This window comes from Haloferax elongans ATCC BAA-1513 (genome assembly GCF_000336755.1).
In the GTDB taxonomy this organism is placed as follows: domain Archaea; phylum Halobacteriota; class Halobacteria; order Halobacteriales; family Haloferacaceae; genus Haloferax; species Haloferax elongans.
On record NZ_AOLK01000021.1, the window covers coordinates 233579 to 245409 of the forward strand.

At 64.1% G+C, this 11831-nt stretch carries 13 protein-coding genes and 1 pseudogene; 2 read left to right on the top strand and 12 right to left on the bottom strand.

Annotated features, from left to right (window positions below; translation table 11 throughout):
- The first annotated feature begins 28 nt into the window (after nt 1-28).
- Nucleotides 29-820, top strand: a complete 792-nt coding sequence (locus C453_RS14015) for a hypothetical protein (RefSeq protein WP_008325356.1) — start codon at nt 29-31, stop codon at nt 818-820.
- Between the two features lie 24 nt (nt 821-844).
- Here the strand turns inward: C453_RS14015 and trmB are convergent, their stop codons facing one another.
- Entirely contained in the window at nt 845-1906 is a 1062-nt protein-coding gene (gene trmB, locus C453_RS14020; protein ID WP_008325359.1) for an HTH-type sugar sensing transcriptional regulator TrmB, read from the bottom strand.
- A 91-nt stretch (nt 1907-1997) separates the two neighbouring features.
- A pseudogene (locus tag C453_RS14025) lies at nt 1998-2270 on the bottom strand (proteasome assembly chaperone family protein); the annotation flags it as partial.
- Nucleotides 2271-2504: 234 nt separating this feature from the next.
- On the opposite strand from C453_RS14025, the gene C453_RS14030 reads away from it, so the two are divergent.
- A complete protein-coding gene (locus C453_RS14030; protein ID WP_008325365.1) occupies nt 2505-3626 on the top strand; it encodes a mechanosensitive ion channel family protein in 1122 nt (373 codons plus the stop codon).
- A 66-nt stretch (nt 3627-3692) separates the two neighbouring features.
- Here the strand turns inward: C453_RS14030 and C453_RS14035 are convergent, their stop codons facing one another.
- From C453_RS14035 to C453_RS14080, 10 genes are all read right to left on the bottom strand, one after another.
- Complete coding sequence (locus tag C453_RS14035; protein WP_007543367.1) at nt 3693-4100, bottom strand: universal stress protein; 408 nt, start codon at nt 4098-4100, stop codon at nt 3693-3695.
- 83 nt (nt 4101-4183) lie between these two features.
- A complete protein-coding gene (locus C453_RS14040) occupies nt 4184-5563 on the bottom strand; it encodes a bifunctional metallophosphatase/5'-nucleotidase (RefSeq protein WP_008325366.1) in 1380 nt (459 codons plus the stop codon).
- 144 nt (nt 5564-5707) lie between these two features.
- Complete coding sequence (locus C453_RS14045; RefSeq protein ID WP_007543362.1) at nt 5708-5914, bottom strand: dodecin; 207 nt, start codon at nt 5912-5914, stop codon at nt 5708-5710.
- A gap of 51 nt (nt 5915-5965) precedes the next feature.
- The gene (locus C453_RS14050) at nt 5966-6625 is read right to left on the bottom strand and encodes a hypothetical protein (RefSeq protein WP_008325367.1); all 660 of its coding nucleotides are present in this window, start codon (nt 6623-6625) and stop codon (nt 5966-5968) included.
- A complete protein-coding gene (locus tag C453_RS14055; RefSeq protein WP_008325368.1) occupies nt 6622-7353 on the bottom strand; it encodes a hypothetical protein in 732 nt (243 codons plus the stop codon). The genes C453_RS14050 and C453_RS14055 overlap by 4 nt, the downstream gene beginning before the upstream one ends.
- Nucleotides 7354-7400: 47 nt before the next feature.
- The gene (locus C453_RS14060) at nt 7401-7745 is read right to left on the bottom strand and encodes a DUF7116 family protein (protein ID WP_193788068.1); all 345 of its coding nucleotides are present in this window, start codon (nt 7743-7745) and stop codon (nt 7401-7403) included.
- A 230-nt stretch (nt 7746-7975) separates the two neighbouring features.
- Entirely contained in the window at nt 7976-8224 is a 249-nt protein-coding gene (locus C453_RS14065) for a DUF5816 domain-containing protein (RefSeq protein ID WP_008325370.1), read from the bottom strand.
- A 40-nt stretch (nt 8225-8264) separates the two neighbouring features.
- Nucleotides 8265-8630 carry a HesB/IscA family protein gene (locus C453_RS14070; RefSeq protein ID WP_008325371.1) on the bottom strand — a complete coding sequence of 122 codons (366 nt, stop codon included), beginning with the start codon at nt 8628-8630 and terminating at the stop codon, nt 8265-8267.
- A gap of 72 nt (nt 8631-8702) precedes the next feature.
- On the bottom strand, nt 8703-10385 hold the full coding sequence (locus C453_RS14075; protein ID WP_008325372.1) for a GMC family oxidoreductase: 1683 nt from the start codon (nt 10383-10385) through the stop codon (nt 8703-8705).
- The gene (locus C453_RS14080; RefSeq protein ID WP_008325373.1) at nt 10385-11719 is read right to left on the bottom strand and encodes a gluconate 2-dehydrogenase subunit 3 family protein; all 1335 of its coding nucleotides are present in this window, start codon (nt 11717-11719) and stop codon (nt 10385-10387) included. The genes C453_RS14075 and C453_RS14080 overlap by 1 nt, the downstream gene beginning before the upstream one ends.
- Nucleotides 11720-11831: the final 112 nt, after the last annotated feature.

Genomic DNA, 11831 nt, shown 5'->3' on the forward strand with positions numbered 1-11831 from the left:
AACGCGCACACTCCCTTCGTCTCGTATCATGACACTCCTCGACGCACTCAAACGACCAGAGTACACCGGTGAGAACCGCTGTCCTCCCTGTACCGTCGTCAACGCCGTCGTCGTCGCGGCCGCGGCACTCGCGCTCGGATTCCTCTGGATTCCGGCCGGTGTCATCGTCCTCGGACTCGGCGCACTCGCCGTCTACTTCCGAGGCTACGTCGTTCCCGGCACGCCATCGTTCGCGCCCGGACTCGTCGCAGCCGTCGGTCTCGCTGGCGTCTTCGGCCACGACGAAGACGAACCCCGAAAGTCAGAGTCGCTCGACGCCAACGTCGACCCGGAGGTCATGCTCTCGACGCTCCTCGACGCTGGCGTACTGGTCGAAGAACCGGACGGCCTGTTCCTCGACGACGACGCCCGAGCAGAGTGGGAAGACACGATGGCGACGCTCCGAAAAGGAAGCGACGACGAACTGGCCGACGCGGTCGAAACCGCCGTTCCGTTCGAAGCCGAGGCGTCACCCGAGTACGACGGCATCGGACTCCACGGCCCCGACCTATCGGTCTGGCTCTCGCGCACGCAGGCTATCGCCGACGTTGCGACGCTCTACACGGTTATCGAACGCGGTGTCGACCCGATGGTCGCTCTCGCGGCGACAGAGCCGATTCGCATGTTCGCAGAAGTCTGTCCGTCCTGTGGCGGTGCACTCGAAGAAACGACGACGCGAGACTGCTGCGGTGGCACAGCGAGCATCTACGACTCGCCGGAACAGGAAGTCCTCGCCTGCGAGGAGTGCGGGTCGGTCGTCTACGAGTTCGACGAGGAGTAACGAAAAACGAAACGCGGCGACGAGTTAGGCGAACTGGTCGCGGTTCGGCACTTCGTCGCGGCCGAGCAGAATCTCTTGTCCTTCGACGTCTTCGAGCGCAGCGACGAGACCGCCGACTTCGACGATTCCTTCGTCGGTCTCGATGTGGAGCGACGCGACTTCTTCGGTGTCTTCGAAGGCCGTCTCGATGACGCGGCCCTCGACGACGATTGGGTCGCCCGTCTCGATGTCGCGGCCGGAGACGGAGGCGTAGAAGTTGCCGTCGAGTTCGCGGATGTCCTTGACTGCGCGGCGGATAGAGGCGTAGCGGCGCGGGAAGGGTCGCTTCTTGCCGTCGGCGACGATGGTCTCGGCAGTGCTCCAGAGGACGGTCCCGAAGAAGCCGCTCACGAGGAAGCCGAGCGCGGAGCGGTTGAAGATGACGCCGTAGCGGTCGCGGTCGTCGCGCAGGGCGTCCTGCGTGGCGTAGATGGAGTACTCGCCGTCGGCGACTGCGAGGACCGGCGTGGTGATGCCGCGGCGCGCGCGGGCGATGGTCGCCACGTCGAGGTAGTTGAACTCGCTCGGGTCAGGAGCGCGAGAGGCGGGCGTGATGAGCAGGTCGATGCTCACGCCGCTGTCGATGGCGGCGGCGAGGTCGTCGCGGAAGCGACGCAGCAGGTCGGGCGTCAACGAGAGGACGAGTTCGTACTCTGCGGCCTCGATAATCTCTTCGACGTAGCGCAGGATGGTCGACCGCGACTTCACGAGCGAGACGGCCTCGGTGTCGCGGGCGGGTGCGGTGTACCGCGCTTCGAGTTCCTCGATGAGTTCTTCGAGCGAGGTCTTGACGTTCGAAAAGGCGTCGTCGGGGTCGACGGCGACGATTTTCATCGGGCGCGACTCTCTGAGCTCGACCAGACCGCGGTCCGAGAGACTTCGGACCGTGTCGTACACCCGCGGTTGCGGGATGCTCGTTCGGTCGGCGATTTCGCTCGCCGTCAGTTGTCCGTGTTCGAGAACAGCGAGATACGCGTCGATTTCGTATTCACCGAGATTGAACCGCTCGCCAACGCGCTCCATCGTGAGGCGCAGTTCGTCAGCCATGGTCGTGTCCTCTACGGCATCACGTAAACCATTTACTAAAATTCGAGTAGCACCCCGTTCCGTAACGGGTGTAAAACGAAGTATCGGTTCATCACATATACATCCTATCATCGGGCAGGTCGGGTTCGCTTTCCTGGAGTCGGTCGGCGAGTTCGGCGTAGTACTGGCGGACTTCTGCGGCAAACGAATTCAGCGGAGCGGACGTTGCACCGAGGTCGTACACGTCGTTTGCGGCGTCGACGAGCCGAATCGCGGCCTCCACGTCTGGTGCCTGTGCGTGGACCGGCGTGACGAAGACGCCGACACCGAGTGGTGAGTCGATGCCGCGTTCGACCAGCGCCGCGTTCGCCCCGTCGAAGAACCCACACAGCAGCACGTTACTCGGTGTCGTCTCGTGAGTTATCTGGAACGCCGGTTGGTGTGCCTCACTGTAATCCATGCTGTTCTTACAAGTAATTGACACATATCCGTTCGTCCCGAGTCTGCCGCCACCGGCTCCGACAGTGACAACCCTTTTTTCGTCGCTCCCCGTTGCGATTGCTATGCGCGGAGTCGAGCGAAACACCGGCGATGTGGGTCGATTAGCGGGTGAGTCGCGGTGACTGCCACAAATTCCGCCTCCGTCGCGCTCCAGACGAGTGGCGTGACTCCGCCGGAGTTCGTCCCCGACTCGCTGATTTTCCCGGGATGGAACATCGTCACTGCAGTCCTCGTCATCGCGCTCAGCATCGTCGTCTCGAAGTACGTCGTTCGCCTGATTGGCCGCCCGGTCGCCCGTCAGTTCCACCGCCAGAGCGTCGCACAGACCATCCTCCGCATCGTTCGTCTGTCGATTGTCTTGACCGGGGCCGCGGCCGCCGCGAGCCTGGTCGGCCTCCAACTCGGCGACATCGTCCTCTCGGTGACGGTGTTCTCGGCCGTCCTCGGTATCGTGCTCGCGCCCATCGTCGGAAGTATCATCAACGGGGTGTTCATCCTCGCCGACCAGCCCTACGAAATCGGCGACATGATAGAACTCGACGACGGCACGCGCGGCTTCGTCGACGAGATAAACCTCCGCTACACGAAGGTGTTCACCCTCGACAACACCTTCCTCGTGATGCCGAACTCGACCATCCGCGAGCGCGACGTCATCAACTACTCCGCCGAGGACGAGCGCACACGCCTATCACTCGACATTCTCGTCACCTACGAGTCGGACCTCGACGCCGCCCGCAACCTCATCGAACGCGCCGCCCGCGACTGCGACCAAGTCATCGAAGGCGGGCCGGACATCCGCATCGGGAGCGCCCGCTACCCGGCGAAACCGACCGCGTACATCCAGTCGTACGCCGACAACGGCGTCCTCTTTCGCCTCCGGTACTGGTCGCTCAAGCCGTACAAACTACTTCGAATTCAGTCGGAGGTCCAGACGCGCCTCTGGGACCTCCTCGAAGAGTCCGACGCCAACATCGAGTTCGCGTACCCGCACACCCACCTCGTCTTCGACGAGACGAGTGGAGCGGTCCGCGTCACCGGCGACAGCGCAAACGGCGCGGCTCAAGTCGCCGGAGGGACCGCTGAATCGGACGCGCGGCACGTCGTTGCGTCGCCGCCGACAGATGCTGAGTCGGTGGCTGACACGCCGCTCGACGAGGAAGGGGATGGTGGCGACGAGAAGGGCGACGGCGAGAAAGGTGCTGCCGACGAGAAAGGCGACGGCGAGCGAGACGACGAGTAAACGAGACGCGAGACGACGAGAACAGCACCGCCGAAGCGTGACAGTCCGCGACCTCTCTTACCTGCCCTAACTGTCTGCGCGAACCGTAATCACCGTACAATCCAGTTTCTCCCGGAGGTACATGTCGATGTCAGGGTCGTCGAGGAAGCGCCGGAGCATCCGCCGCCAGCGACTCGCCTGCTTCGACCCGATGACGACGATGTCCGCTTCCTCGGCGGCCACCTCTTCGAGAATCGTCTCCTCGACGAGGAAGCCGCGACGGACGACGTAGCGGGCGCGAACGAGGGGGCCGAACTCGCGTTCGACCGCCCGTTTGAGTTCGGTTCGCGTCACCCCGCGGTTCGACTGGTAGAGGTCGACGTGGAGGACTGTCAACTCGGCGTCGCGCTCACGGGCGATTCGGACGGCCTCTTCGAGCGTCGCCCGCGAGTGTTTCGAAAGCGGGTACCGAACCGGGACCACGACGCGTGTCATACTCGGAACCCACTTGCCGGGCGTGCCTGAACCTTTCCCTCGCGGACGGACTCGCCGACGAGGGCGCGGACTGTCACCACGGGTCAGTCCTCTGCCGGGCGTGCGGACCGGCGCTCGATGCGTCCTTCGACTGCCGCGTCGAAGCCGACCTCGCGGGCATACTCCGCCAGCACCTCGTGTTGGATGCCGTACTCGCCAGCGCGGTGGGACTGCGTGACCGCCGGGAACTCCTGTGTCGTGTGGAGGATGTAGTCGCTCGTCGCGAGCGTGTAGTACGCGTCGGGGTCGATTGCCTCGCCGTCGACAGTCGCCTCGATGACCTCGTTTTGCTCGTCGTCCCAGACGATTCGCGCACCGCTAATCTGGGCGTGCCACCAGTCGGGTTCGCCGAATCCCATCGTCGCGCCGCGGGCGGCGTTGAACACCGCGAGGAGTTCCGTGCCCGTCACTTCGGCGACCACGAGTTGTTCTTCGAACGGGACCAGACTCACGAGGTCGGCGTGAGTGACGTCGGGACCGATTGGCGGGCCGGACCGGATGCCGCCGCTGTTTTGCAGGCCCACGTCGGCACCAGTCGCCCACCGGTAGGCGTCGGCGATGGCGTTGCCGATGCGACATTCGCCCGCGGCGACCGTCTCCTCTGAGCGGTCCATGGGCCGGTCGATTCGACACAGCACCTCGTCGAGTCCTGCGGCATCGACGCGACCGTTGAGCGCCCTGACGAACGATTCGTCGGGTCGGTACTCGGCGGTCTTGTGCCGAACCGTCTCCACGCGGTCGTCGTCGATGCGAACTTCCCAGACGACGTGACCGTTCGCGCCGGGGCGGACGATGGGGACGCCCTCGACCACGTCGTCGCGCTCGGCGTGGACGTGACCGCCGAGGATGAGGTCCACGTCGCAGCGGCGGGCGAGTTCGTCGTCGCCGCTGCCGAGGTGCGAGAGGGCGATGACGTAGTCGGCTCCGTCGTCGCGGAGGGCTGTTGCGGCCGCTGTCGCTTCGACGTAGGGGTCGTCGAACGTCACGTCGACCGCCTCGGGGTTGATAGAGCCGGTCGCAGGGTCGGTAACGCCGAAGAAGCCCAGCGTGACACCGTCTACGTCTCGGGTCGCCCACGGGACTGTCCCTTCGTCGGCGGCGAAGCGCTCGCCGTCCTCGTCGCGGATGTTACACGAGACCCACGTCGGAAGGCTGGCGGCGACGAGTTCGCGGAGGCGGTCGGGGCCGTAGTCGAACTCGTGGTTGCCGAACGTCTCCAGGTCGGCGTCGACGGCGCGGTAGAAGTCGAGAACTTGCCCGCCGCGTTCGACCAGCGAGAGGACGCCCGGCGCGCTGTTGTCGCCCGTGCCGACGACGAGCGTGTCGTCGTCGTCGAGCGCCGTGACGCACCCGGCGAGACGGCCGGCGCGCTCGGGGTCGTCGTAGACGTTTTCGAGGTCGGAGTAGTGGAGGAGCCGTGGCATTCGCTTCTCGTCAGTGATGTTTCGGGTGGACAAGAAGCCGTCGGGACGGTGTGGCCGACGAGGCCGACCGGGAGCACTCCAGGTACGGGACCGTGCCGCTCCGACGGTCGTCGGACGGTTCGACGCGTCAGTTCGGTGGTGCTACTACTCGCCTTGTTGCAGTTCGAAGGCGACTGTGACCTCTGCTTGGTACTCTCGCGTGTCGACAGACGCGATTTCGACGCCGAGTTCGTCTACCTCGACCCAGTGGACGCCCGCGAGCGTCTCTTCTGCGCGGTCGATGGCATCGTCCACGGCAGCGTCGAAACTCTCGTTACTCCGACCGATGAGGGTGATTTTCTTGAACACCATCTCTCGTGACTCTTCGTTTTACTATCACAAATAATCATTCCCGACTACGGTTCATCGCGGGGTCCGTTCGAGCCGCGTCTGAATCGCCCCGACGACGTCCGAGAGATGCGCCGTGCCCCAGAGCGCGACGATGAGGCCACCGACGGCGTCGAAGACGAGGTCCATGAGCGTGTCGTCGAGTCCGTACTGGGTCAGCACCGACCCAGTGCCCGCGAGTTCGGCGACGCCGGAGATGGCGAACTCGATGACCTCCCAGAAGACCCCAAACGCGAGGACGAAAAGCAGGATGAAGACGAACATGAACCGCGGCGGGAGGTAGATGGCGTCGGTGTGTTCGTCGAGCGCGCGCACCGTCGCGTAGCCCGCGCCTGCGACGACCGACGACGACAGGGCGTGCGTGAGGTGGTCCCACCACCAGATACCGGCGTAGAAGTTCGTCTCTGACCCGGGGAGTCCAACGGTCCCGAGGGCGTGGAGAAACGCCGCCGAGGAAATCCAGAGGGTCAGCCCGGTGTCCATCGGAATCCGGTAGTCGCGTTCGAGAATAGCGGGCAGGTACGTCACTCCGAGGCCGACCGAGGCGTTGACCACGATACCGATGTCACCCCTGTCGAGGCCGATGAAGACGAGACCGATGAGGATGACCTGCATCGCCCGCGAGAGTTGCTGCTGGCGGTGCGTACTGATGCGGAGTTTATCGCGAATTCTCATCGCGTCCCACCCCCGTCGTGTTCGACACGACCACTCGCGTCGGGGACGGTCCCCTCGGCAGCAGCGTCGTTCGACTCACCCACGTCGGCGAGGTCGGTCGGGAGTCGCTGTTTCGACCCAGAGCGTCGGCGGAAGTAGTACTCGAAGAGCAACCCTGCGAAGAGTCCGGCGACGGTCGCAGCGACGAAGTCCCACATCATCGCCTCCTCGATGACTGGGTCTGGGCGGCCATTGAACAGCAGTTGCGTGCCGAGATAGAGGTCCGAAAGCCACTGGACGACGGCCCAGACGCCCGCGGCGGCCATCGTCGCGATGACGACGAAGAAGACGGCGAACGTTCGGTTCATCCGAACCGGTGTGAACACGTCCAACTCGACGGCGACGATGAGCGCGACTGCTGCGACCGCGAGGTACGTCGAGAGCCGGCCGGTGAAGGCAAAGCCGCCGATAGTCTGCCCGCTGACGAGGACGCGAGACACGAGCGGCAGCGACGCGAGCGCGACCACCTCCCACGGGAGCATCGCAGTCGGTTCCCGGAAGGAGACCGCTGGAACGACCACGAGCACAGCGACGGCCGCAGCGAATCCGCCCCAGACGAGGTCACCACCGGTCACGACGCTTCCGATAGCGACTGCGACGAGGAAGCCTGCGAACAGCCACGCCAGTGCTGCGTTGAGGCGTCGACTACGAACGAATCGACGGAGCCCAGTCTGCGCGGGTTGCGACATATCCGCACTATGTATTGGGCTGAGAAAACGTTTCGGCGGAAACGACGCTATGCGTTCACACCGTGGACGACTTGGTAGTCGTCTCCCCCCATGTTCGATACCCCGATAATGGCCCACTCGTACGGTAGGTCCACGCCACTGAGACGCTTTCGCAACGTCTCAGCGTGGTCGTTCCACGTCACGAAACAGCGAAGGCGATATTCTGTCTCCTCGCCTCCGTCCGGAAGTGCCGGTCGGCACTGAGACGCTTCACGCGAACCCATTGCGGTCACCTGGACCGTACGCCACTTGCGCTCGGCAAGCATATCGGGGCCATCACCTTTGATGGTGTACCCCAGCTTGCCGAATATCGACCGAGCCTCCTGAACAGGAGGCATCGAAGCCTGGGCCATGCACGTCATCGTACCACGCCACGTGACATAAAGATTGTCACGGTATGACATACCAAAAGTTGAGAGGTGGCTGTTCCCACCCTCGATTTTGTCGCATTCAAAACCTCACAACTCCCGCTCATCGTCGCCGGGAGTGACCAGAGTGACCAGAGGGACGATGACCAGAGGGACGAAAGAGACGAGCACCCAGAGAAAGACAAAAAGCCAGTGTCGGCTTCGAGTTGCGGTCGTTATTCGTGGGCAGCGTCCCACTCTTCGGGCTTTCGGACGTTACTGCACACGGTACACTCGACGCGACCCATCGTGTCCATCGCCGTGTCGAACGAGTCGCAGTTCCCGCAGCGGTATCCCCAGCGGCTTTCGGCATCTTCCGTCGAGTAGACGATGAAAAACGGTCCTTTCGCCCCGCGTTCGACCTCGTCGCGGGCGACGAAGACAGTCTTCCCACTGGATATGGTGTGAGATTCGAGTTCGGCCATGAAGCCCGGTTTGTCCTCGGGTGGCTTAAGGAGTCGGGGCCTACGTTCGGAAGGATTCACCGCACCCGCAACTGCTCGTCGCGTTGGGATTCTCGACGTGGAAGCCCGCACCCTGCAAGCCGCCTTCGTAGTCCAGTTTCGCACCGCTGATGTAGTTGAGGCTCGCCGGGTCGACGAAGACACGCAGGCCGTGTCGTTCCACGACGGTGTCGTCGTCCTCGGGTTCGTTGTCGAACCGCATCCCGTACGAGAGTCCGGCACAGCCGCCCTGTTGGACGAACAAGCGAAGCCCAGCGACGTCTGTATCCATCGACTCACCTTCGAGGAGGGAAATCGCCTCCTCCGCCGCGTCGGGCGTGACCACGACAGCCTTGTCTTCCGTTCCGGTCGTGGATTCCGTGCTCATACTACCCGTTATACTGTGGGAACGGTTAACTGTGGCGCCGGTTCAACACGACTCGCCTTCTGGTGGCTCACTTCACCCCTGTCGCAACTCGCGTTCGAGCGCGTCGGCCGCTTTCAGCGACAGTGCGGCGATAGTGAGCGTCGGATTGGCGGCCCCACCGGTGGTAAAGGCCGCACTCGACGCCACGAACAGATTGTCCACGTCGTGGGCTCGTAACTCCGCGTTCACGACGCTCGCCTCGGGGTCGTCGCCCATCCGTGCGGTTCCCATGTGGTGTGCACCGAGGCCGAAGGTATTGCTCGACGAGATGTCTGCGGTCGGAACGGGGAGCGCCCCCAGTATCTCCCGTTGCTTTTCCGTGGCGAACTCGCCGGTGGCCCGGGCGTGGGCGTCCGGTGAGAGGCGAACGTTCGGGACGGGGTCGCCGAAGGCGTCGGTCGTACTCCTGTCGAGCGTGATGCGATTGTCGGGGTCCGGCAGCATCTCGACGGCACCGTAAATCGCGAGTTTACCCGGCGTACTGTTGACGCGTGACTGGAGCGAGTCGAGCAGTTCGTCGCCCCACCGATTGCCCATGATAGTGTCGTCGAGGTCTTCGCGAAGGACGGCGTCGCCACCGCGGAGCGCGACTTCGATAGGCTTCACCGGCTGGATGTTTCCGAAGGTGAGCATGACGCTCCCCGGCGTCGGGTCGTCGTGGTCGTAGAACTCCTGTGACTGACTCGTGACGTAGCCGATTGGCTCCTGCTGAAGCGGTTCAGTGAGCGTCGCAAGCGAGTTCACATAGAGGTGGTCCATGAAGTTCTGCCCGACCGCACCGGACGAGTTTGCGAGTCCGTCAGGATGGGCGTCGGACGCCGAGAGCAACAGGAGGCGAGCGGTCTCGACACCCCCTGCGGCGAGGACGAACGAACGCGCTTCTTGACGGTATTGGGACCCATCGGGCGTCGCATACACCGCCGCTTCGAGTGTCTTCCCGTCAGCACCGTGTTCGAGGCGTCGAACGGTCGCCCTGTCGATGACCCGTGCCCCCGCTTTCTCGGCCTTGCGGATGTGGACGAACCCGGTGTACTTCGCGCCCGAGGGACAGACCGGCGTGCACGTACTGTAGCCGAGACACGGGCTTCTGCCGTCGTACGGCTCAGAGCAGATTGCCTTCGGCAACGAGTGGAACGCGATTCCCAGCTCCTCGCATGCGTCCCTGAACAGCGTGTCCGTGTGGCTTGGTGGGAACGCTGGCATCTGGAAGGGCGCACTGCGCTCGACGAACGGGTTATCGTCGTTTCCCGCGACACCGAGTTCCTCCTCGGCGCGAACGTAGTACGGTTCGAGGTCGTCGTAGGAGATGGGCCAATCGCTCGCGAGACCGTATCGAGACTGCATCTCGAAGTCTTTCTCGTGGAACCGAGGCGAGTATCCACCCCACGCGAGCGTCGTCCCGCCGACGCCCTTGACTCGCAGGTCGTTGAGCGGGTAGGTCACCTCTCCAGCAGTCGTGTACCGGTCGCGAGCACCGCCCATCTCCCAGACGTCGCCGAGCGAGTGAACCGGTCGAAGTCCCGTCTCCATACGGGCGAGGTCGTCGCTGCGGTCGAATCGGGGACCTGCGTCGAGGACGACGACGTCGAAGCCGGCGGTTGCGAGTTGGGCGGCGACGAGGCCGCCAGCGACACCAGCGCCGACGATACATACGTCGGCACGGGGGCTGGGCGTCCGGTCTGCGGTCGTGTCAGGTGTGCGGTTGGGGATGGGCATTACTCGGGTTTCCGTTGGTAGTCGTCGTATCCACCGGGGTAGCCAGTGGGGTTCTCGATGCCGAGGAGCTTCGAGCCCTTCGGCGAACTGTACAGCGCGTAGAGAAGCGCGTCGACGATGTAGTAGCGAAGTCGCGCGGCGGTGTCGCCGGTCGGGTCCGACGGGACGCGGTCGACAGCGAGGTCTTTCAGGTACTCGTCTCGGGTCTCCACCGAGAGGTCGGCGAAGTGCCGACCGAACTCGCGTCGCGACTCGCGGTCGAGTTCGGCGAGCGCCCGCTTGAGCTCTCGCGCTCGGTCATCGCCCGTTCGTCTGAAATAGGTCGTGACGAACCCAGATTCGACCGTGACGACCGACGGCAGAACGACTTCGGCGACGGCCAACATCGTCTGCACGTCGCGGTCTTCGAGCGTCCCCGGGTCGTTGGGTTGCAGTGGCCGTTGCGCGCCCACGACGCCGACGGCGACGGCACCGGCGGCCGCGAAGGTGATGAGCGCGTCGCGCCGGGTGAGGACGATAGCCTCCTGTCGCGAGTCCGGGCGGTGTCGCTCGGCGACCAGAATCGCGGCGAGCACCGAGAGCGCGGCGACGCCGAGGGCGATTTGGAGATGTCGCGCGCCGGGGCCGAAAAGCGGCGTGTCGAGCTGCAACAGGAAGCCGAGGCCGCGGTCAGTGAACTGTTTCGGACTGCTGGTCGCGACGATTTCGAACGTCCGGTATCCGATGCTGCCGACGACGCCGAGACCGAACCAGGCGAGGACGGTTACGATGAACGCAGTGCCGCCGTAGGTCCCTCGAAGTGGGAGTATCGGTGATGCGCGTTTCGCGATGTCGAGGTCGATGCCGCGGCGCGTCCCCACGCCGAACACGAGCGCGACGGCGACGAGCGGGCCGACGACTTGCGGGAAGAACAGCCGCGGCGCGACGAGAAACGGGACGGTTCCGAGCAGTTCGCCACCCCACGCGAGGGTCGCGACGCCGCCGAGAACACCAACCATGACGGCGAATTCGAGGGCAACGAAGTCACGAAGTGAGGAGAGTCGTACGTCGTCGCCGACCGCGAGGCGACGGAGCGCAAAGGGAACAATCGCAGTCACGCACGCCGAAAGGGCCCGAATCGGTGTCTCCCACCCGAGCGTCCCGCGGGAGATGTCGATAAACACCGCTCCAAGCGCCGACCCGATTGCACCCGGTGCGCCCCCAAGGAGACCCGCGACGACCCACACACTCGTCGCAACGTCGACTGTGCTGCCGACGAAGCCCGCGACGAGAGAGAGCACCACCCCGATGAGGGACGTCGCAATCACGACGGCCGTCACCTCACTTCTGGTCATCAGTCTCTAGTCGTCGTCTGACAAGATAAAAAGACGGGGCGACAGTATTTCACTAATCTCCGAATTTCGGAGGTTATAGACTATCTAACCTCGTTTTGAACGACGTAACTAT

Coding starts and splice junctions, on each gene's coding strand:
- C453_RS14015 (WP_008325356.1), top strand. CDS start 29: ATGACACTCCTCGACGCACTCAAACGACCAGAGTACACCGGTGAGAAC.
- trmB (WP_008325359.1), bottom strand. CDS start 1,906: ATGGCTGACGAACTGCGCCTCACGATGGAGCGCGTTGGCGAGCGGTTC.
- C453_RS14035 (WP_007543367.1), bottom strand. CDS start 4,100: ATGACACGCGTCGTGGTCCCGGTTCGGTACCCGCTTTCGAAACACTCG.
- C453_RS14040 (WP_008325366.1), bottom strand. CDS start 5,563: ATGCCACGGCTCCTCCACTACTCCGACCTCGAAAACGTCTACGACGAC.
- C453_RS14045 (WP_007543362.1), bottom strand. CDS start 5,914: ATGGTGTTCAAGAAAATCACCCTCATCGGTCGGAGTAACGAGAGTTTC.
- C453_RS14050 (WP_008325367.1), bottom strand. CDS start 6,625: ATGAGAATTCGCGATAAACTCCGCATCAGTACGCACCGCCAGCAGCAA.
- C453_RS14055 (WP_008325368.1), bottom strand. CDS start 7,353: ATGTCGCAACCCGCGCAGACTGGGCTCCGTCGATTCGTTCGTAGTCGA.
- C453_RS14060 (WP_193788068.1), bottom strand. CDS start 7,745: ATGGCCCAGGCTTCGATGCCTCCTGTTCAGGAGGCTCGGTCGATATTC.
- C453_RS14065 (WP_008325370.1), bottom strand. CDS start 8,224: ATGGCCGAACTCGAATCTCACACCATATCCAGTGGGAAGACTGTCTTC.
- C453_RS14070 (WP_008325371.1), bottom strand. CDS start 8,630: ATGAGCACGGAATCCACGACCGGAACGGAAGACAAGGCTGTCGTGGTC.
- C453_RS14075 (WP_008325372.1), bottom strand. CDS start 10,385: ATGCCCATCCCCAACCGCACACCTGACACGACCGCAGACCGGACGCCC.
- C453_RS14080 (WP_008325373.1), bottom strand. CDS start 11,719: ATGACCAGAAGTGAGGTGACGGCCGTCGTGATTGCGACGTCCCTCATC.